Origin of the sequence: Streptomyces violaceorubidus (assembly GCF_000717995.1) — a bacterium.
GTDB lineage: Bacteria > Actinomycetota > Actinomycetes > Streptomycetales > Streptomycetaceae > Streptomyces > Streptomyces violaceorubidus.
The window spans coordinates 80653-100385 of record NZ_JODM01000016.1; the positions used below are offsets into that span (position 1 = coordinate 80653).

Below are 19733 nucleotides of genomic sequence, written 5' to 3' on the forward strand. Positions count from 1 at the left end.
ACCCAGGTCGGGTCTTCCGCGCACTCGGTGGGTGAAGCCGCAAAACCGCACGTACCGTCGAATGCATGACGCATCTCGACGCGGACAGACGCGATCCCGCGCACGCGGCGCACGCCGTCGACGCCTCTTCGCCCGCGACCGGACTCACGGCGGCCCAGGTCGCCGAACGGGTCGCGCGCGGCCGGGTCAACGACGTGCCGGTGCGCAGCAGCCGCTCCCTGCCCGACATCGTCCGCGCCAACGTCTTCACCCGGTTCAACGCGATCATCGGCGTGCTCTGGGTGATCATGCTGTTCGTCGCGCCGATCCAGGACAGCCTGTTCGGCTTCGTGATCCTCGCCAACACCGGCATCGGCATCGTCCAGGAGTGGCGGGCCAAGAAGACCCTCGACTCGCTGGCCGTGATCGGCGAGGTCCGGCCGACGGTGCGCCGGGACGGGAAGCCCGCCGAGATCAGTACCTCCGAGATCGTGCTCGACGACGTCATCGAGATCGGCCCCGGCGACAAGGCCGTGGTCGACGGAGTGTGCGTCGAGGCGGACGGCCTGGAGATCGACGAGTCGCTGCTGACCGGTGAGGCCGACCCGGTGGTCAAGCAGCCCGGCGACCAGGTCATGTCGGGCAGCTTCGTGGTCGCGGGCGGCGGCGCCTTCCGGGCGACCAGGGTGGGCCGCGAGGCGTACGCCGCGCAGCTCGCCGAGGAGGCCTCCCGCTTCACGCTGGTCCAGTCCGAGCTGCGCTCCGGCATCTCCACCATCCTCAAGTACGTCACGTGGATGATGGTCCCGACCGCGATCGGCCTGATCCTGAGCCAGCTGCTCGCCGAGGACAACGAGCTGGACGACTCGATCGCGCGCACCGTCGGCGGCATCGTGCCCATGGTCCCCGAGGGCCTGGTGCTGCTCACCTCCGTCGCCTTCGCGATCGGCGTCGTCCGGCTCGGCCGCAAGCAGTGCCTCGTGCAGGAGCTGCCCGCCATCGAGGGGCTGGCCCGGGTGGACACCGTCTGCCTGGACAAGACGGGCACCCTCACCGAGGGCGGCATGGACGTCACCGACCTGCGCCTGCTCGACGGCGCCGACGAGCCCTACGTGCGTACCGTGCTCGGCTCCCTCGGGGCCTCGGACCCGCGCCCCAACGCCTCCCTCCAGGCGATCATCGACACCTACCCGGTCGACGGGTCCGCCGGGGCGTGGCAGTGCACGGGGTCGCTGCCCTTCTCCTCCGCCCGCAAGTACAGCGGCGCCACCTTCGACGAGGGCGACGGCACCACCGGCTCCTGGCTGCTGGGGGCGCCGGACGTGCTGCTGGCCGAGGACGACCCGGCGCTCGCCGAGACCGGGCGGCTCAACGAGCAGGGCCTGCGGGTCCTGCTGCTGGCCCGCACCACCCGCGCCCTGGACGACCCCGGGGTCGCCGAGGGGGCGGAACCCACCGCCCTGGTCGTCCTGGAGCAGCGGCTGCGCCCGGACGCCGCCGACACCCTGCGCTACTTCGCCGACCAGGACGTGCGCGCCAAGGTCATCTCCGGCGACAACGCGGTGTCGGTCGGCGCGGTCGCCGCCAAGCTGGGGCTGACCGGGGCCACCGTGGACGCGCGCCGGCTGCCCGCCGAGCGGGAGGAGATGGCCGGCGCGCTCGACGAGGGCACGGTGTTCGGGCGGGTCACCCCGCAGCAGAAGCGGGACATGGTGGGCGCTCTCCAGTCGCGCGGCCACACGGTCGCGATGACCGGCGACGGCGTCAACGACGTCCTCGCGCTCAAGGACGCCGACATCGGCGTGGCGATGGGCTCCGGCTCGGAGGCGACCCGGGCGGTCGCGCAGATCGTGCTGCTCGACAACAGCTTCGCCACCCTGCCGTCGGTGGTGGCCGAGGGCCGCCGGGTGATCGGCAACATCACGCGGGTGGCGACCCTGTTCCTGGTCAAGACCGTGTACTCGGTGCTGCTGGCGATCCTGGTGGTCTGCTCACAGGTCGAGTACCCCTTCCTGCCCCGCCACCTGACCCTGCTCTCGACGCTCACCATCGGCGTCCCCGCGTTCTTCCTGGCCCTCGCCCCGAACAGGGAACGGGCCAGGCCCCACTTCGTCCGGCGTGTGATGCGGTACGCGATCCCGGGCGGCGTGGTGGCGGGTGCGGCGACCTTCGTGACGTACCTCGTCGCCCGGCAGCACTACTCGGGACCGGGCGCGCTGGACGCGGAGACCAGCGCGGCGACGCTGACGCTGTTCCTGGTCTCGATGTGGGTCCTGGCGATCATCGCCCGGCCGTACACGTGGTGGCGGGTGCTGCTGGTCGCGGCGATGGGGCTGGGCTTCCTGATCGTGCTGGTGGTGCCGTGGCTCCAGGACTTCTTCGCGCTGAAGCTGGTGGGCGTGACCCTGCCGTGGGCCGCCGTCGGCATCGCGGTGGTCGCGGCGGCCGTCCTGGAACTCCTGTGGAGGTGGGTCGGCCGCCGCTTCCCCGCGTAGCGGGCTACTTCACGTCGACGAAGTCGGAGACCGAGGTGATCGCCCCGGACGCCGAGTTGCCGGCGAAGACGTAGCGGTAGTAGCCGTCCGCGCCGGCCTTGACGGTGGTGCTGAGGTTGCCCGCCGAGTTGCTCTTGACGGTCTTCAGCACGATGTACGCCTTCGCACCCTTCTTCAGGTACTGGAGCTGCACCGACTGGCCGGAGTACGCCCCGTACTTGAGCGTCTCCCAGTTGGCCCGGGACAGCTTGCCGGTGACCGTGAGGGTCTTGCCCTTCTTCACCGGCTCCGGCGAGGCGTTGGTCGTCAGGGCGCTGCCGCGCTGGAACTTGAAGGACCCGGCCTTGCTCTTCCAGACGAAGTCGCCGTCCTTGGCGTCGATCCAGGCGTCGACGTACCAGGTGCCGGCCATCGCGTTGGCGAGGTAGTCCGTCCGCGGGTCGATCTTCACCGAGGCCGTGCAGGTGGAGGTGGTCGCGCTGACCTTCTTGCAGGTCGGCTTGCCCGTCGACTCGTAGCCGTACCCCGGGCCCTTCAGGTCGAAGGAGTCGGCGCCCAGGATGCCGGAGTCGTCGGTGGCGGTCACGCTGACCGAGAAGGTCTTGGCGCTGCCGGTGCCGATGGACACCTTGTTGTCGCCGTCGACGACGACCTTGGTGATCCGGGTGTCGCCGCTTCCGCCGTCGGCCTGGGCGGCCGGGACGGCGAGGGCGGTCAGGGCCAGGGCGCCGGTGGCGGCCGCCACCAGGACTCGTGTGCGCATGTGTTCCCCACGTCGGTACAAGGGGCCCCGGCGGTCGTCACCGTGACGGGACCCGGAGGGTCGTGAGTCTGCTGACTCGCCTCATAGATCCACGGCACGGCGCGATGGTTGTACGGGAAGTGAAGGAATGGTGTGCGCACCTTCACATCAGGTCTCCTCGGGCGGAGCGGTTCAGTCGAACCAGCGGTCCCGGGCCAGTTCCGCCGTGCGCGTCTCGTCCTCCAGCAGGGCCGCGACCTCGAAGCGCCGCGGCCACTGGCCCGCCGCCCAGGCGAGACCGGCCGCCACGCCCTCCAGCGTCGCCGCGTGCACCGCACCGTCGTTCGTCAGCCGCCAGTCGATCTCCACCCCGTCGACGACCAGTTCCCCGTGCTCCACGTACGACGCCGGGGTCCGCGCCCCGAGCAGTACCCGCACCGGCTCCGGTACGTCGTGCTCGGTGCCCTCGGAGTCCACGCGCCCGGTGACCGACTCGCTCAGCCGCCGCACCTGGAACAGCTCCGCCAGTTCGGCGGCCCGGGCCGGGCGGACCGGCAGCAGCGGCACGCCCGACGTGAACGGCAGCAGGTCGGGCGAGTCGACCACGACCGCGTCGGCGGCGTCCACCACGCGCACCTCGCCGTCGAGCACCGCCCGCACCTCGTCCGGCAGGGTGACCCGCTCCGGGTCCAGCTCGGCCAGCGCCCCGTACAGGGCGTGCAGTTGGGCGGCCGTGACCGGGCGGTCGGGGTCGGCGAGGCGGTCCAGGAGTTCGGCCGCGCCGCCGGGCTCGTCGAGGAGCGCGGCGACCGAGGTGCGCACGCCCAGCGCCCGCAGCACCTGCTCGTCCTCGAAGCCGGTCGCGTCGGCCTCGTCGTACAGGCCCCGCAGCAGCGGGTCGCCGCCCGCCGCGCGCAGGCCCGCCGGGCGGCGTCCGCCGAGCACCGGGTGCCCGCGCAGCCACCACGCGGTGTACGGCCGGACGACCTCGTGGGTGCCGTCGGGCAGCAGGACGCGCACGGGCTGGACGAGCGCGTCGCGCAGCGGCGGCCGGGACAGCAGGGCGAGCGCCTCGGGCCAGTGGTCGTCGTCCACGAGGTCGAGGTCGCGCACGGCGACGATCTCGGTGGCGACCGGCGGGACGGGGGTGTCCGGGAAGCGGTCGAGGACGTCCTCGCTCCACACGTCCACGGCGTCGAGGAGTCCGGCGTCGTCGGGCTCGGCGAAGTCCCCTTCGCGGGGCTCCAGTTCGTCGGGGTCCAGGACGACGTCGGTGGCGCGCACGAGGGCGAAGGTGACGAGGACCCCACAGGCGGCCAGCGGCTCGGGGCCCCACTTGGCGGCGAGTTCGCCGTCCACGGCGGCGAGTTCGTCCTCGCGCATGACCTGGGCGAACGGTCCGCCGGGGAAGACGAGTTCGCCCGCCGGGGAGAGTTCGCCGTCCTCGTCGGGCAGGGCGAGCGCGCCCAGCCAGGGCTCGTCCCCGGGGTCGAGCCCGGCGCCCTGGACCAGGCCGAGGACGGTGTCGGCCAACTCCTCGGCGTCCAGGGCGTCCTCCTCCCAGTTCGTCCCGCCCTCCTCGTCCAGGGAGGCGGCGACGGCCGCCCGGACCTGCGGGGTGGTGAGCACGGCGCGCGGGGTGGCCGGGAGGGCGCCGAGCTTCTCCAGCAGCGGGTGCGCGGCGTCCGGATGGGCGACCTTCAGACCGAGGCGGGTGAGGACCTCCGGGTCGAGGGAGGCGGCCTCCGGGGAGGGCAGCAGCGTCTGCCGGGGCCCGATGGTCGTCCGGCCGTCGGCCAGCGGCACCGGCAGCCCGGACAGCCGGTCGGGGTCGACGCCGGCGAGGCTGTCGTAGAGTCCGCGCCACCAGGCGGGCGCCTTCTCCAGGCCCGCCAGCCGGTCGATCGCGTCGGTCAGCGGCGCCCGGGCCACGCCCAGCGAGCGCAGCTCCGCGCGGCGCTCCAGACCGGCGGGCAGCAGCGTCGGCAGCACCTCGGCCAGCACCCGCACGGTGTCGGCGCCCGCGCCCTCCACCACCTCGGCGTCGCGCGGCCGCAGGGACTCCGGAAGGTCGTCCTCCGCGTCCTGGCCCGCGGAGGGTAGGGCGGGCGGCAGGAAGGACGTACGGGGCAGCCGGTCGAGGATTGCCTGCCGCAGCGCGCCGTCCAGTTCGCCCCGGCCCAGCGCGCCGGGCACGAGGTCGATGAGACCGGCGGTGACCGGCCGCCAGTCGGCGAGCAGCCCGGCGTAGGCGTCGGCGGCCCGTTCCGTCAGGAAGTCGGTGAGCGGTCCCGGCGCGGTGTGCCGACGGGTGGCGTCCAGCGGGAAGGACGCGATCAGCAGGGCGGGCACCCCGAGGGGCTCGTCGCTGGGCGTCGGGGCGTGCACGACGGGGCTGGTGCGGGGGCGGGCGGGGGCGCCGTCGGCGTCGACGGGCACCGCCCAGGTCACCGACCAGTGGGGGCGCAGCCGCTCCTCGACCGGCCGGTCGGCGAGGAGGTCGGGGGTGAGGGGGCCGTGCGCGGCGGCGGTGCGCCAGCGGGTGGTGCCCTCCCCGGAGTCCGCCACGACGGTCAGGCCGCCCTCGGTCCGACGGGAGAGGGTGCGGACCTCGTCCCCGGCCTCGATCACCACCTCCGCCAGGCCCGGCAGGGCGAGCAGCAGGGCGTCGTCCACGCCGTGCAGGAGCCGTTCGGCGAGGTCGGCGGCGGCTGTGTCGCGCAGCGGCAGGATCACGGCCGTGTCGTAGGGGGCGGGGGCGCTGCCCTCGGCGGGGAACGGCAGCCGCAGCAGCGGGACGTGCCCGTCGCGCCGCCGGATCTCGTCGCCCAGGCCGGGGCTGTGCCGGGCGGTGTCGGCGGCCAGGTCCCGGGCCTCGGCCAGGGACCAGCGCACCCCGCCGTGCCGGCCGACGACGGCGGGCTCGTCGGTGACGGCCAGGACGGCGGCGAAGCCGACCCCGAACCGGCCGACCGCGCCCTGCTCCGTGTCCCGTTTGGCGGAGGCGCGCAGCGTGGACAGCGACTCGACGCCGGTCGCGTCCAGCGGGGCGCCGGTGTTGGCGGCGACGAGGACGCCGTCGCGCAGGGTGAGCCGGAGCCGGCCGGGCACGCCGGACCGCGCGGCGGCGTCGGCGGCGTTCTGCGCGAGTTCGACGACCAGCCGGTCGCGGTAACCGCCGAGGACGAGGTCCTCCTCCGCGTTGGCGTCCTCACGGAACCGGGCCGGGCTCGTCGCCCAGGCGTCCAGCACCCCGCGCCGCAGACGTGCCGTCCCGAACGGATCCGCACCCTCGGCGGCAGGCCGTACGAACATGCTCACGGTGACTCTCCTCATCGACGGACCACGAAGGTACCGCCCAACCAGCCCGTCGGGGGGTGCCCCCTCCGGGGGAGTTCGAGGACGAGGCCGTCAAGGCCGAAGGGGGGGACCGGGGGGCGCAGCCCCCGGGGACCCCAGCCACGACGCACCCGCGCCGAAGACCGCACCCGCGCTACGAGTGCCCCAGCTCCGCCGACGCCTGGTCCTCGCTCACCGGCACCGAGCCGGAATCCGCGGCGGGCCGCAACGGGAACGGGTCCACCCGCGTCTCGTCGATCACCGGCGGAGCCACCCGCGGCGGCTTGGGCATGACCGCCGCCTCGGAGTGCCCGCCGCACCCGTAGGCCAGCGACACGACATGGCCGTCGGCCGGGGAGAACTCGTTGGCGCAGACCCCGAAGGCCTGCCCGAGCGAACCGCCGATCCGGGCGAGGAAGCCGCAGCTGACGCAGGAGGCGGGGGCCGCCTGGGCCATCGCGGTCTTCGGGCCGTAGCCCTCCTCCCAGCGGTCGGCGGCGACGTGCAGGCCGTACCGGGACAGCACCCGGGTGCGGCGCAGGCCCAGCTCCTCGGCGACCGCCGAGATCGTGCCGCGGGCCGGGACGGTCGACAGCTCGGCGGGCGGCCCGGAGGTCACCTCGGCATCCTCGGCCTCGACCAGGTCGGCCATCTCGTGGGAGACGACCGAGTTCGGCGGCGGCTCGTCCTCACCCGTCCAGCCCGGCTCCAGCCGCAGGTCGTCCGCGTCGGTGGGCAGCAGGTCCCCGGGACCCATGTCACCGGGCCGCAGCCGCTCGCTCCACGGCACCCACTCGGGGGCCAGCAGCGCGTCGGGGCCGGGCAGCAGCACCGCCTCGTCCACCGTGACGATCTTGGCGCGGGAGGCGCGGGCCACCGTCACGGCCCAGCGCCAGCCCCGGTACCCCAGCTCCTTGCAGGCGAAGTAGTGCGTGACGACCCGGTCGCCCTCCGACACCATGCCCTCGTGCTCGCCGACGACGCCGGGGGCGGCGGCCTCCTCGGCTGCGGCGCGGGCGAGGTCGACGGCCTCGGCGCACAGACGGTCAGGGGTGCGGCTTCGCGTTGTCGCTGCGCTCACAGGTATCGCTTCTCTCCATACGCCGTCTCACGAGTGCGCCGCTGAGTGCGAGGGGCGGACGGAGCGGACCTGTGGACCGCGTCGACGTCCGCGCCCGATCGCGCTCGGGCGCACCTACGTCATCCATTCTGCGGGATGGCCGTACGGCGCGCGGCCGAGAACGTTCGCCACGGCGCGCTACGCACGCTACCTGCTCATGTGCCCTGGGCCTACACCGACGGGAGTTTCGGCGGGGTACGAGCCTGTGTTCCCGAGCGGTGCCGGCCTCCCGGTCACCCGACCCGATCACCGCCATACGTGCCGTATCGACGCTACAGCCGCCGCTGACGGGGCACTATGACGGGGTGGCAGCCGCACGGACGGAGTTCAAGCGCGGGAGCCGTGGGCGCGGCCCCGGCCCCCGGTTCCGTGCGCTCGGCCGGGCGCTGCGCCTGCCGGTGACCGGGACGGCGCGCGGCATCCGGCGGGCGACACACGCGCACGGCGCCGGCGAGTCGGGCCTCGGCAAACTGATCGAACTGCACGGGGTGAACGGCGCCGGGGACGTGATGATCACCGTCGCCCTGGCCTCCACCGTCTTCTTCTCCGTCCCCACCGACGAGGCACGCGGGCGGGTCGCGCTGTACCTCGCCATCACCATGGCGCCCTTCACCCTCCTCGCGCCGGTGATCGGTCCGCTCCTGGACCGGCTGCCGCACGGCCGCCGCGCCGCGATGGCGAGCGCGATGGCCGCCCGCGCGGTGCTCGCGCTGGTGCTGTCCGGCGCGGTGGTCACCGGCGGCATCGAGCTGTACCCGGCCGCGCTGGGCGTGCTGGTCGCCTCGAAGGCGTACGGGGTGGTCAGAAGCGCGGTGGTGCCGCGGCTGCTGCCGCCCAAGGTCTCCCTGGTGAAGGCGAACTCGCGGGTCACCCTGTGCGGACTGCTGGCCACCGGCGTCGCCGCCCCGATCGGGGCGGGGCTCCAGCAGGTGGGACCGCGCTGGCCGCTGTACGGCGCTTTCGTGATCTTCGTGGCGGGCACCGTGCTGTCGTTCACGCTGCCGCGGAAGGTGGACTCCGCGCGCGGCGAGGACCGGGCCCTGCTCGCCGCGGACGAGGAGCACCTGCCGGGGCCGCTGCGCAAGCGGGGCAAGCGACCCGGGCTGCGCACGGTGGGCCCGGCGGTGACGCACGCGCTGGCCGCCAACGCCGCCATCCGCTGTCTGACCGGCTTCCTGATCTTCTTCCTGGCCTTCCTGCTGCGGGTGCACCCGATGACCGGTCAGAGCGCCGCGGTGTCGCTGGGAATCGTGGGCGTCGCGGCCGGTGCGGGCAACGCGCTGGGCACCGCGGTCGGGGCGTGGCTGCGCTCCCGGGCCCCGGAAGTGATCATCGTGGCGGTGGTCGCGATCGTGCTGGGCGCGGCGGTGGTCGCCGCGGTGTTCTTCAGCGCCTTCCTGGTGGCGTGCCTGGCGGCGGTCGCCGGGTTCGCGCAGGCGCTGGCCAAGCTGTCGCTGGACGCGCTGATCCAGCGCGACGTGCCGGAACTGGTGCGCACGTCGGCGTTCGCCCGCTCCGAGACACTGCTCCAGGTCTCCTGGGTGCTCGGCGGCGCGGTCGGCATCGTGCTGCCGCTCAACGGCACGCTGGGCCTGTCGGTGGCCGCCGCGATCATCGCCGCCGGGTGGCTGACGACCGTACGGGGACTGCTCGACTCGGCCCGGCACGGGGGACGGACTCGGCCGAGAGTGGCGTGACCACGCCACGCCGTACCCAGGTGGGGGACGGGCCCGGGGCGCCGTATAGCCTTCGGCCATGACCACGTTGCCCCGCGGCACCGCCGCTCTCGGACACCGCGTTGCGCGACGCCGCCGCGCCGTCGCCGCCGCAGGCGCCGTGTCCGCCGGACTTCTCCTGCTGTCCGCCTGTGACGAGCCGACCCCGATCGCGACGATCACCGTCGGCAGTGACTCGGTCAGCTCCGAGGCCACCTGCGGCGGAGAGGGCAAGACCCTTTCGGCCGCCGAGATCGACAAGTGCCTGAAGGACAAGGACGCGAAGACCATCACCGTCGACCAGGACGAGACCGTGCGGTTCGGCGTCGACCCGGACGTCGCCGACAAGCACTGGACGATCCTGATGAACGGTCAGCAGCTGGTCGAGGACAGCGACAAGACCTACCGGACCGTGCCGGGCAGCGTGTTCTTCAACGCGCAGTACGGCGCGCAGGGCAACTCGACGAACGTCGCCGTCGCGGCCCGGGACGGCAAGGACGACAGCCAGAACATCACCGGTGTGTGGGTCTTCAAGCTGAAGAAGGACTGACCGCCCACGTCCTCCGTGCACCTCCTCGTGGCCACCGCGGTCCCCGTCGAACGGGACGCGGTGGCTCGGGCGTTCCCCGCGCCGGGCACCGAGGTCCCGCGCCCCGGGATCGTCCTGCACCGGCTGCCGGACGGCTGGGACCTGCTGGCCGCCGGGGTCGGCCCGGCCCTCGCCGCCGCCTCCACGGCCGCCGCGCTGACCGCCGCGGCCCTCGACGCGGCCCCCTACGACCTGGTCGTCTCGGCCGGGATCGGCGGCGGCTTCGCCCCGGGCGCACCGGTCGGCTCGCTCGTCGTCGCCGACGCGATCACCGCGGCCGACCTGGGTGCCGAGACCGCCGACGGCTTCCTGCCGGTCACCGACCTCGGCTTCGGCACCGTCACCCATCTCCCGCCGGCCCGTCTGGTCCGCGCCGTCGCCGAGGCGACCGGGGCCCGGCCCGGCACCGTCCTCACCGGCTCCACCGTCACCGGCACCGCGGAACGCGCCGCACTGCTGCGCGAGCGCCACCCCGGCGCCCTGGCCGAGGCGATGGAGGGCTTCGGCGTCGCCGAGGCCGCCGCCGCGCACGGCGTGCCCGTCCTGGAACTGCGCGCGGTCTCCAACCCGGTCGGCCCGCGCGACCGTGCCGCCTGGCGCGTCGGCGAGGCGCTCGCGGCACTCACGGACGCCTTCGGGAAGCTCGCACCCGTCCTCACGAGTTGGAACCCACATGACGACTGAACCCCTGCGGATCGCGTACTCCCCCTGCCCGAACGACACCTTCGTCTTCGACGCCCTGGCCCACGGCCGCGTCCCGGGCGCCCCCGACGCCCCCGCTCTCGACGTGACCTTCGCGGACATCGACATCACCAACGGCATGGCCGAGCGCGGCGAGTTCGACGTCCTGAAGGTGTCGTACGCCGTGCTGCCCTACGTCCTGGACGACTGGGCCCTGCTGCCGTGCGGCGGTGCGCTGGGCCGGGGCTGCGGTCCGCTGGTGCTGACCCGTCGGGCGGACGCGGACCTGCGGGGCCGTACGGTCGCGGTGCCCAGCGAGACGTCCACCGCCTACCTGCTCTTCCGCCTGTGGGCGGCCGAGACCGTGCCCGGCGGGGTCGGCGAGATCGTGGTCATGCCCTTCCACGAGATCATGCCGGCCGTGCGGGACGGGAAGGTCGACGCGGGGCTGGTGATCCACGAGGCGCGCTTCACGTACCAGAACTACGGGCTGCACAAGCTCGCCGACATGGGCGAGCACTGGGAGCGGACCACCGGGCTGCCGATCCCGCTCGGCGCGATCATCGCGAAGCGCTCGCTGGGCGCCGAGACGCTCAACCGCCTCGCCGACGCCGTCCGCGGCTCCGTCCGCGCGGCCTGGGACGACCCGGAGGCCTCCCGGCCGTACGTCATGGAGCACGCGCAGGAGATGGACCCGGCCGTCGCCGACCAGCACATCGGGCTGTACGTCAACGAGTTCACCGCCGACCTCGGCGAGGACGGCTACGCGGCGATCCGCGGCCTGCTGACCCGCGCCGCGGCCGAGGGCCTGGTACCGGCCCTCGGCCCGGACGCGCTGGCGTTCCCCTAACGGGGCGCCCCCGGCGGGACGGCGGTCAGACGTCGAGCTGGTCGGCGACCGCCCGGAGCAGCCCGGCGATCTTCTTGCCCGCCGTCTTCTCCGGGTAGCGGCCGCGCTCCAGCATCGGCGTGATGTTCTCCAGGAGCGTCGTCAGGTCCTGCACGATGGAGGCCAGCTCGTCCGGCTTCTTGCGCTGCGCCGCCGCGACCGAGGGGGCCGGGTCGAGCAGGGCAAGCGACAGGGCCTGGTCGCCGCGCTGTCCGGCGACGACACCGAACTCGACGCGCTGCCCCGGCTTCAGGCTCTCGACTCCGGCGGGGAGGACCGAGGAATGGACGAAGACGTCACCGCCGTCGTCGCGGGAGAGAAAGCCGAAGCCCTTCTCACTGTTGAACCACTTGACCTTGCCAGTCGGCAAAGCACACACTCCCTCGGTCACCCCAGGTACGCCCTGGTACTGCTGTCCGTCGGCCGTCGAACCAGCCTACCGGCCCTCTCCCCACCTGCACATGAGGGCAAACGGACACACGACCCCCATCCGGCTACTGCCCTCCCCAAGCGAAGCGCTAGCCACGAAGGAGACCAGGCGGGGCATCGGCCAAGGCATGGCGTTGGTCGGCTGTTGAGGGAAGCGCGCCGCTCTCGCGTCATGTCTTCCAGAAGTGGTTGGCACGAGTAGAAGCCAACCAGCATGAGGAGAGCGGAAGCCTTCTCTTCTCAGAGCTGGTTTCGCCTTGATGGCTTCATTCGGGTTGAGGTTGACGATGCCTCCCCCAAAGACCTTGTCATCGCTGCCTCCGGAGTTGAGGCAGAGAGCGGACGGGGTTTAATCCTCGTTCATCACCTTGCCGACAAGTGGGGAGTGAAGCACCGAGAGTTCAACGACGGACACGGTAACTACCTGAACGGCAAGACTGTTTGGTTCGAGCCGCACGACTAGCTAGCCGACCACAGACAGCAGAAAGCCCTGTGACGCCCTTCCATACTCGGGAAGGTATCCAGGGGCTCTCTTCTGCTCTCGGGAGCGTCTAGCGACCTCTCAGGGGTGCAGAATAGCTCCAGCACCCAGATGCTTGCGCCGGTACTTCTCTGGAACGTTATGGGCGGCGACCAGCCTATTCAGCTTTCCCCCCGGGGAGGGGTGCGAAATAGACAGTTCCTGCGCCATGGTCTGGATATCTCCCAGATCCATGACGAATCCCGGTTCTTTCTCATCCGCCCCCTTGCTCCAGACGTGCACCTTGACCTGATAGGTGCGGAGGAATTCCCTACGGTCTTCCTGGTCTTTCGACTCCCAGACTTCCCCGTACTTCTTACCCGTGGCTTTCAGAGTCGGGTTTGCCCTTTCCTCTTCCTGCTTAGTCAGGAGAGCAACTTTCCCTGAAAGGTTCTTGTTCATACGCCAGTAGGACTCATCCTGCCCCTCTCCGTCGTACTTCCCAGACTCGTAATCCGCTTCCAGCTTTGCCAGACGCGCTTTAGCCGACTGGAGTTCCCTTTCCTGAGACGGACCCTTACCCGCCCTCTCGTACATCTCCCACTTACCGATAGAGCCATTTACTTCCTGGTCAACCCATGCATCTAGTACGTCCGCCCGGATATACGCTCCGGTAGTACACGCGCCGCCCTTGAACTTGTTGGAACAGCGGTAGTACCTGTGTCCGGGAACCTTCGTGCCGTCTTTCCTGGTGTGCCCAGAGCCCATGAGAGAAGTGAACGGCGCTCCACACTCCCCACAGTGGCCAATGCCGGACAGGAGACTCTTAGCGCTGTTCCGGCTTCCCGTAGGGGCTCCCTCCGGCCTGGGTTCCGGTTTGATCCGGTCCACCAAGCCTGTCCATTCATCCATGGACGCTAGAGGCTTCTCGGGGAGAACGATGGGTTCCCCGTCGTTATCTAGAACGGCTTCCCCCTTGTAGGTGTAGATACCGGGAACCCAAGAGGAGCGGATGAACTTATTGATGATGGTTGCCTGCCACTGAGTTCCCTTGGCCTCCTCCCCCTTCAATTTCCGGAGGTGGTCTCCCCATGTCAGAATTCCTCGGCCGTTGAAGTCACGTGCAATCCGGTGAGTGGACTGCCCCTCACTGACTCGGCGGAAGATCTCCTCCACGTACGGGTAGAAGTCCTGGTCAATCTCCAGGATCTTGCGCTTACCGCCCTCTGTAGCTTTGATCCGGTAGCCGGTAGGAGGAGCGCCGGTAAGCCAAGAACGGTTCTCTAGACGTGTCTGTACGCCGTTCAGGATGCGTGCCTGGATGACGTCCCACTCGGCCTCAGCAAAGACGGCAGTCATGCGAGCCATCATCTTCCCCTGAGAGGTGGAGAGGTCGAATCCCTCTTCTACGCAGACAATGAACTTGTCGTTCTCCTGTGCCCACTCCAAGAGTTCGTTGAAGTGCATTGAGCGACGGGTAAGCCGGTCCATCTTGGCTGCAATGATCACGTCGAACTCATCGGCTCGCTTCGTGAGCCAGCGTCCAAGCTTGGGGCGCTTGAAGGGGCTAATGGACCCTGAGACGTCCGTGTCCTCTGCCTCTCCCACCAGGACGCCGGAGAGGTGAGGAGAACTGACGTGGTGTCGGATCACGCCACGCTGCCACTCGATGGACGTCGAGCCGTCCGAGTCGGCAGACAGGCGGAGACAGGCGAGGTAGCGCAGACCGAGTGTCATGAGGAGAGGCTAGCGGAGTCTGTGTGCCTAGGTAACCGGCTTTACCTTGCCGGTAGGCACGTCTCCTCCTCGCACTCGTCGAAAATTGCTCGGAAACGGCTCTTGATAGCACTTGGGCGGGTCGTCCTGACCCGCCGGTACCAAGGCTAATGGTCTTCAGGCCGGTGACAAGACGTCCCCCGGTTGTTCCCCAGGCCTGGGAACTACCCTGGTCGAGTGCGTGAACAAACCCAAACGAATTCCGCCGCGCCCGGCGACCGGCTGATCCGCGCCGGTGCGATCGTCTTCTTCGTCGGCGCCGTGGCCACTCTGGTCACGGTGGCCCCGCTGCTGCTGGGCACGACGCCCTTCCCCACCTACATGTTCGGGCTGAGCATGCTGATGGGAGTGGGCTTCCTGGTCGCCGGTGCCGGGGTGCTGCGGTCGATCGCCGCCGGGCGGCGTCAGGCGCGCGCCGCGTCGAGTCCCGCGGCGTCGCCCTCGCCGTCCCGGTAGGCCGCGAGCCACGCCGGGAACGGCGCGAGGTCGGCGAGGACCACGTCGGCGCCCGCCGCGCGCAGTTCCCCGGCGTCGCACGGCCCGCTGGCCACGGCCACCGACAGGGCACCGGCGGCGCGGGCCCCCCGTACGTCGCCGACGTGGTCGCCTACGTAGACGTCCGCGTCGTGCTCGCGCAGCGCGACGGCCTTCTGCTCGGCCCACAGGCCGCCGATCACGGCGTCCGGCTCGATGCCGAGGTGGGCCAGGTGCAGCTTGGCGTTCGGCTCGTACTTGGCGGTCACGACGACGGCCCGCCCGCCGGCCTCGCGCACGGCGGCGACGGCCTCGCGGGCGCCGGGCATGGCGAGCGTCGGCTCGATCGCGTACGCCGGGTAGATCTCCCGGTACAGGTCGGCGACGGCCTCGATCTCCCCGGCCGGGAACCAGTGGGCCAGCTCCTCGGCCAGCGGGGGCCCGAGCCGGGTGACGGCCAGGTCCGCGTCGACGTGCGTCCCGGTGCGCGCGCTCAGTTCGAGGTAGCAGGCACGGATGCCGGGCCGCGAGTCGATCAGCGTCATGTCGAGGTCGAAGCCGACGGTGGGCGCGGGGCGGGTCGTGGATGCCATGGCCCCCATTGTGCCGGGCCCCCCGCCGGACCCGGCCGGCCACCGGGTCGGTCAGCCGCGGGGGAGGTCAGTCGCGGGGGCGGTCAGTCGCGGGGCGGTCACCCGCCGGGCCGGTCAGCCGCAGGAGCGGTCACTCTCCGGGCCGACCACCCGCCGGGCCGGTCAGCCGCAGGAGCGGTCACTCTCCGGGCCGACCACCCGCCGGGCCGGTCAGCCGCAGAAGCGGTCACTCTCCGGGCCGACCACCCGCCGGGCCGGTCAGCCGCAGAAGCGGTCACTCTCCGGGCCGACCACCCGCCGGGCCGACCACCCACGGGGTCGCTCACCCGCAAGGGCCGCTCACCCGCCAGGTCGCTCACCCGCCGGGCCGACCACCCGCCAGGCCGCTCACCCGCCAGGCCGCTCACCCGTGAGGGCGGCGGGAGCGCCACAGGAGGTAGAGGGCGGTGGCCACGGCGGCGGTGCGCAGGACCCAGGGCCAGGTCTCGGTGATCGCGTCGTTCATGTGGCCCTCGGCGACCGGGTCGCCCCAGCGGCCCTCGGTGCGGCCCCACAGCCAGACGACGCCGGCGGCGGCGACCGTGCCGGGCAGGCCGAGGACGGCCCACTTCGACTGGGCCGGGGTCAGTCGGCGCGAGAGGTAGGCGATCAGCCAGCCCAGGCCGAGGGGGACGAGGCTGCCGAGCGCGGCGCCGACGATCAGGAGGGCCGCGCCGAGCAGGAGGAGGGGGTTGTTCCAGCCGCCCTCGGGCCACGGCCGGGGCAGGCGGCGGACCCCCCGCTTCTCCACGGCCCCGGCGGCCGGCTCCTCGGCCTCCGCCACCGGCGTCCTTGGCCCCGCGGGGTCCTTCCGCCCCGCCTCGTCCTCCGCGCTCGGCGGCTTCCTGAGCAGCTCCGGGATCTCGACGCCGCCGACGAACCCGGGCACGCTGTCGCCCAGCCCCCCACCGGCGAAGGGGCCGTCGTCGACCCGCCACCAGTCCGGCTGCCCGTCGCCGACGTCACCCAGCTCCCGCGCGCTCGCCAGGTGGGGCGGGGAGGCGGCCGGGCGCGCGGCCGGGGGCTCGGGTGCGGGGCGCCGCCGGCCCTTGCGCCGCTCGGCGTCGCGGGCCTCGGTGTCCCGCTGCTCGGGCACGGCGGTGGGCGGCGGCGCCGCCTGCTGGCCCACGGCGCTCGTGCCGCCGGCCGCGGTGACGATGTCGTCGGGGTCGCCGAGCCGGTCCAGGATGCGGCGGACGGCCGCGGGGCTGTCCACGGTGGTCTTCGCCCGGTGCCGGTCGATCTCGTTGCGCAGCTCCGAGACCAGCCGCATCCGGGTGGCCGACGGCAGCTGCCGCTGCTGGGCCACGTCGCCGACGCGGCTCAGATACTCGAAGACGACCTGGTCGCTCTCGATCCCCACGTTCCCCTCCGGGGCGGTGCGTTGCGGTACTCCGGCGTACCCCGTCGGACGAAGGTACCGAATCCGGTCCGTCCGGCCGACGGCACCGCACCGTCGCACACGCACCCCCGCCGTCCGACCCACCCGCTAACGTGGACCGGATGAGCACCGAGGAGAAGTCCGCGGCCCCCCGGTCCCTGGCGGAAGCCCTCCGCGTCAGGGACGACGTCTCGCTGGCCGCCCTCCTGCGCAGCCGTCCCGACCTCATCACCCCCGTGCCCACCGACCTCACCCAGCTCGCCACCCGCGCCGGGACCCGCGCCTCCGTCGTGCGGGCGCTGGAGCGGCTGGACCGGTTCGCGCTCCAGACGGCCGAGGCGCTGGCCGTGGCCCCGGACCCGGCGTCGTACGGCGAACTGCTCGCCCTGATGGGCGGCGACGAGCAGGACCCGGCGGTCGCCGCCGCGCTGCCCCGGGCCGCCGCCCTGCTGCGCGAACAGGCGCTGGTGTGGGGCGCCGACGACCGGCTGCGGCTGGTGCGCACCGCCCGCGAGCTGCTCGCGCCCTCCCCGCAGCACCCGTCCCCGACGGGGCTCGGTCCCACGGTGCGGGAGGCGACGGCGGGCATGTCCCCGGGGCGCATCCAGGAGATCCTCGCCGCCGTCCGGCTGCCCTCGACCCACGACTCCGTCTCCGCCGTGTCCGCGCTCGCCGCCCTGTTCGCCGACCGGCGGCGGATGGCCGCGCTGCTGGCCGGGCTGCCGGAGGAGTCCCGGGAGGTGCTGGACCGGCTGGTGTGGGGGCCGCCGTACGGCCAGGTCACCCACGACCCCGCCGCGCATCTGCGCGCGCTGCTCGACCGCGGCCTGCTGCTGCCGACCGCGCCCGGCACGGTCGTCCTGCCCCGGGAGGTCGCGCTGCACCTGCGCGCGGGCCGGGCGCACCGCGCGCCGGAGCCGGTGCCGCCGCCGGTGGAGGCCGCCGCCACGCACCGTCCCCAGGTGGTGGACGCCACCGCGGCCGGTCAGGCCCTGGCGGCGCTGGCGACCGTCGAGGAGCTGCTGAAGGAGTGGGACGAGGGAGGCCCCTCGGTGCTGCGGGCCGGCGGCCTGAGCGTGCGCGACCTGAAGCGGACCGCCGTCGCCCTGGACGTGCCCGAGCCGGTCGCCGCCTTCTGGGTCGAACTGGCCTACGGTGCCGGTCTGATCGCCTCCGACGGTGAGGCCGAGGAGCGGTACGCGGCGACCCCGGCGTACGACGAGTGGCGCGAGCTGCCGCCCGCCGAGCGCTGGGCGCGGCTCGCGGGGACGTGGCTGACGGCCACCCGGACGCCGGGCGTGGTCGGCGGGCGGGACGCGAAGGAGCGCACGCTCTCGGCGCTGGGCCCGAACCTGGACCGCTCGGCGGCGCCGGAGGTGCGGCACCGGGTGCTGGCCCTGCTGGCGGGGCTGCCCGAGGGCGCCTCGCCGGTCGAGGAGTCGGTGCTGGCCCGGCTGCGCTGGGAGCGCCCGCTGCGCGGCCCGCAGCAGCGGGAGGCCGGATCCGGTGACGGCCGGGGCGACGACCTGCGGAGCCGGATCGCGCGGTGGACGCTGTCCGAGGCCGAGCTGCTGGGCGTCACCGGGCGCGGTGCGCTGGCGGCGCCGGGGCGGGCGCTGATCGGCGCCCCCGAGGCACCCCGTCCGGCGGCGGAGGGGGAGATGGAGGAGCCCGAGGGTCCGGGGGACAAGCTCCCCGTGCACCACCACCGCGCGCTCACGGCGACCGCTCCCCCGACCGTCGCCGAACGGGCCGCGGCCACCACGACCGCCGCCCGGCTGCTCGCCCCGCTCTTCCCCGAGCCGCTGGACCACGTGCTGCTCCAGGCCGACCTGACGGCGGTGGCGCCGGGGCCGCTGGAGCGCGGGCTGGCCGACGTGCTGGGGATGCTCGCGGACGTGGAGTCCAAGGGCGGGGCGACCGTCTACCGGTTCACGCCGGGGTCGGTACGCCGTGCGCTGGACGCCGGGCGGAGCGCGGCCGACCTGCACGCCTTCCTGGCCCGGCACTCCCGTACGCCGGTGCCGCAGCCCCTGACGTACCTGATCGACGACGTGGCCCGGCGGCACGGACGGCTGCGGGTGGGCGCGGCCTCGGCGTACGTGCGCTGCGACGACGACGCGACGCTGGACGAGATCCTCGCCGACAAGCGGGCCGCCGCTCTCGGCCTGCGCCGTCTGGCGCCCACCGTGCTGGCCGCGCAGGCCGACCCGGCGGCGCTGCTCGACGGGCTGCGCGCGATCGGGTTCGCGCCGGCCGCCGAGTCCGCCGCGGGCGATGTGCTGATCGCCCGTGCGGACTCCCACCGCACGCCGCCGAGAGCGGCCCCGGAGCCGGTCCCGGACGGCCCGCCGGCGCCCGACGACACGCTGCTGGCCGCCGCGATCCGCGCCGTGCGCGCCGGTGACCTGGCCTCCACGGCCCCGCGCAAGCCGGGCCCGGGGAGCGGGGCGAGCGACGGCGGTGGCGGCGAGGCCGGGGCGCCGGGGGGCGCGCTGCCCCGCACGTCCGCCGCCGAGACGCTGGCCACGATGCAGGCGGCGGTCCTGACCGGCGAGGCGCTGTGGATCGGCTACGTGAACGCCGAGGGCGCCGCCAGCCAGCGCGTGATCGCGCCGATCCGGGTCGAGGGCGGCTTCGTCACGGCGTACGACCACACGGCGGACGAGGTGCGCACCTATCCGCTGCACCGGGTCACGGGCGTGGCCGAGCTGGCCGACGACGCGGGCTGACGGGCGTTCTGCGCACGGCGCCCCTCTTTCGGGTGTACGGCGTGATCCATGCACGCCGCGCCGGGTGATTCGCACCTGAGAGGGAGCTTTTTTCATAAACCGCATCGAGCCGTCGGGGCTCGGGCAGCCACCGGTTGTCCCGCACCGAAGCGAAAGGAAGAGCCCGATGCGCACTGCAGTTCGCCGTCTCGCCACCGTCCTGGCCTCCACCGCGGCGCTGGTCGCCGCGTTCACCGCCGAGGCCGCCGCGGTCGGCATCGACCTCGGCGGAGGCCTCACCCTCTGACCGACCGCCCACCA

The 19733-nt window shown here is 73.0% G+C and carries 15 protein-coding genes; 8 read left to right on the top strand and 7 right to left on the bottom strand.

The genetic code is table 11. The features are described 5' to 3' along the window. Positions 1 to 65 precede the first annotated feature (65 nt). Positions 66 to 2474 (top strand): HAD-IC family P-type ATPase, encoded by a 2409-nt coding sequence (locus IE94_RS0120055; protein WP_030186225.1) that lies wholly within the window; start codon positions 66 to 68, stop codon positions 2472 to 2474. Positions 2475 to 2478: 4 nt separating this feature from the next. Here the strand turns inward: IE94_RS0120055 and IE94_RS0120060 are convergent, their stop codons facing one another. From IE94_RS0120060 to IE94_RS0120070, 3 genes are all read right to left on the bottom strand, one after another. Then, a complete protein-coding gene (locus IE94_RS0120060) occupies positions 2479 to 3237 on the bottom strand; it encodes a hypothetical protein (RefSeq protein WP_030186227.1) in 759 nt (252 codons plus the stop codon). Positions 3238 to 3408: 171 nt separating this feature from the next. Beyond that, on the bottom strand, positions 3409 to 6537 hold the full coding sequence (locus IE94_RS0120065; protein ID WP_030186229.1) for a sacsin N-terminal ATP-binding-like domain-containing protein: 3129 nt from the start codon (positions 6535 to 6537) through the stop codon (positions 3409 to 3411). A gap of 172 nt (positions 6538 to 6709) precedes the next feature. Beyond that, positions 6710 to 7636 carry a DUF3027 domain-containing protein gene (locus tag IE94_RS0120070; protein WP_030186231.1) on the bottom strand — a complete coding sequence of 309 codons (927 nt, stop codon included), beginning with the start codon at positions 7634 to 7636 and terminating at the stop codon, positions 6710 to 6712. Positions 7637 to 7980: 344 nt separating this feature from the next. Between IE94_RS0120070 and IE94_RS0120075 the strand changes: the two genes are divergently transcribed. Genes IE94_RS0120075 through IE94_RS0120090 form a run of 4 tightly spaced genes read left to right on the top strand, consistent with a single transcriptional unit; the run spans position 7981 to position 11510 of the window. Continuing rightward, positions 7981 to 9372, top strand: a complete 1392-nt coding sequence (locus IE94_RS0120075) for an MFS transporter (protein ID WP_030186233.1) — start codon at positions 7981 to 7983, stop codon at positions 9370 to 9372. A gap of 58 nt (positions 9373 to 9430) precedes the next feature. Then, the gene (locus IE94_RS0120080; protein WP_030186234.1) at positions 9431 to 9940 is read left to right on the top strand and encodes a hypothetical protein; all 510 of its coding nucleotides are present in this window, start codon (positions 9431 to 9433) and stop codon (positions 9938 to 9940) included. A 15-nt stretch (positions 9941 to 9955) separates the two neighbouring features. Continuing rightward, on the top strand, positions 9956 to 10663 hold the full coding sequence (locus IE94_RS0120085) for a futalosine hydrolase (RefSeq protein WP_037923021.1): 708 nt from the start codon (positions 9956 to 9958) through the stop codon (positions 10661 to 10663). Beyond that, positions 10653 to 11510, top strand: a complete 858-nt coding sequence (locus tag IE94_RS0120090) for a 1,4-dihydroxy-6-naphtoate synthase (protein ID WP_030186239.1) — start codon at positions 10653 to 10655, stop codon at positions 11508 to 11510. Before IE94_RS0120085 ends, IE94_RS0120090 begins: the two co-directional genes overlap by 11 nt. 25 nt (positions 11511 to 11535) lie before the next feature. On the opposite strand, the gene IE94_RS41555 is transcribed toward IE94_RS0120090, so the two are convergent. Beyond that, entirely contained in the window at positions 11536 to 11919 is a 384-nt protein-coding gene (locus IE94_RS41555; RefSeq protein ID WP_003974650.1) for a cold-shock protein, read from the bottom strand. A 273-nt stretch (positions 11920 to 12192) separates the two neighbouring features. Between IE94_RS41555 and IE94_RS40410 the strand changes: the two genes are divergently transcribed. Beyond that, complete coding sequence (locus IE94_RS40410) at positions 12193 to 12441, top strand: ATP-binding protein (RefSeq protein WP_167343971.1); 249 nt, start codon at positions 12193 to 12195, stop codon at positions 12439 to 12441. A 99-nt stretch (positions 12442 to 12540) separates the two neighbouring features. On the opposite strand, the gene IE94_RS0120100 is transcribed toward IE94_RS40410, so the two are convergent. Continuing rightward, complete coding sequence (locus tag IE94_RS0120100; RefSeq protein ID WP_030186241.1) at positions 12541 to 14175, bottom strand: recombinase family protein; 1635 nt, start codon at positions 14173 to 14175, stop codon at positions 12541 to 12543. Between the two features lie 216 nt (positions 14176 to 14391). Between IE94_RS0120100 and IE94_RS0120105 the strand changes: the two genes are divergently transcribed. Beyond that, complete coding sequence (locus IE94_RS0120105; RefSeq protein WP_030186242.1) at positions 14392 to 14670, top strand: hypothetical protein; 279 nt, start codon at positions 14392 to 14394, stop codon at positions 14668 to 14670. Here IE94_RS0120105 and IE94_RS0120110 read toward each other — a convergent pair. Together IE94_RS0120110 and IE94_RS0120115 are read right to left on the bottom strand one after the other, a co-directional pair. Beyond that, positions 14619 to 15281: an HAD family hydrolase gene (locus IE94_RS0120110; RefSeq protein WP_106977926.1), complete on the bottom strand. Its 663-nt coding sequence runs from the start codon at positions 15279 to 15281 to the stop codon at positions 14619 to 14621. The two genes, IE94_RS0120105 and IE94_RS0120110, sit on opposite strands and share 52 nt — an antisense overlap. Before the next feature lie 403 nt (positions 15282 to 15684). Beyond that, a complete protein-coding gene (locus IE94_RS0120115; protein WP_030186247.1) occupies positions 15685 to 16683 on the bottom strand; it encodes a membrane protein in 999 nt (332 codons plus the stop codon). A gap of 140 nt (positions 16684 to 16823) precedes the next feature. Between IE94_RS0120115 and IE94_RS0120120 the strand changes: the two genes are divergently transcribed. Beyond that, on the top strand, positions 16824 to 19433 hold the full coding sequence (locus tag IE94_RS0120120; protein ID WP_030186248.1) for a helicase-associated domain-containing protein: 2610 nt from the start codon (positions 16824 to 16826) through the stop codon (positions 19431 to 19433). Positions 19434 to 19733 lie beyond the last annotated feature (300 nt).

Coding starts and splice junctions, on each gene's coding strand:
- IE94_RS40410 (WP_167343971.1), top strand. CDS start 12,193: ATGAGGAGAGCGGAAGCCTTCTCTTCTCAGAGCTGGTTTCGCCTTGAT.
- IE94_RS0120100 (WP_030186241.1), bottom strand. CDS start 14,175: ATGACACTCGGTCTGCGCTACCTCGCCTGTCTCCGCCTGTCTGCCGAC.
- IE94_RS0120120 (WP_030186248.1), top strand. CDS start 16,824: ATGAGCACCGAGGAGAAGTCCGCGGCCCCCCGGTCCCTGGCGGAAGCC.
- IE94_RS0120060 (WP_030186227.1), bottom strand. CDS start 3,237: ATGCGCACACGAGTCCTGGTGGCGGCCGCCACCGGCGCCCTGGCCCTG.
- IE94_RS0120090 (WP_030186239.1), top strand. CDS start 10,653: ATGACGACTGAACCCCTGCGGATCGCGTACTCCCCCTGCCCGAACGAC.
- IE94_RS0120055 (WP_030186225.1), top strand. CDS start 66: ATGACGCATCTCGACGCGGACAGACGCGATCCCGCGCACGCGGCGCAC.
- IE94_RS0120080 (WP_030186234.1), top strand. CDS start 9,431: ATGACCACGTTGCCCCGCGGCACCGCCGCTCTCGGACACCGCGTTGCG.
- IE94_RS0120110 (WP_106977926.1), bottom strand. CDS start 15,281: ATGGCATCCACGACCCGCCCCGCGCCCACCGTCGGCTTCGACCTCGAC.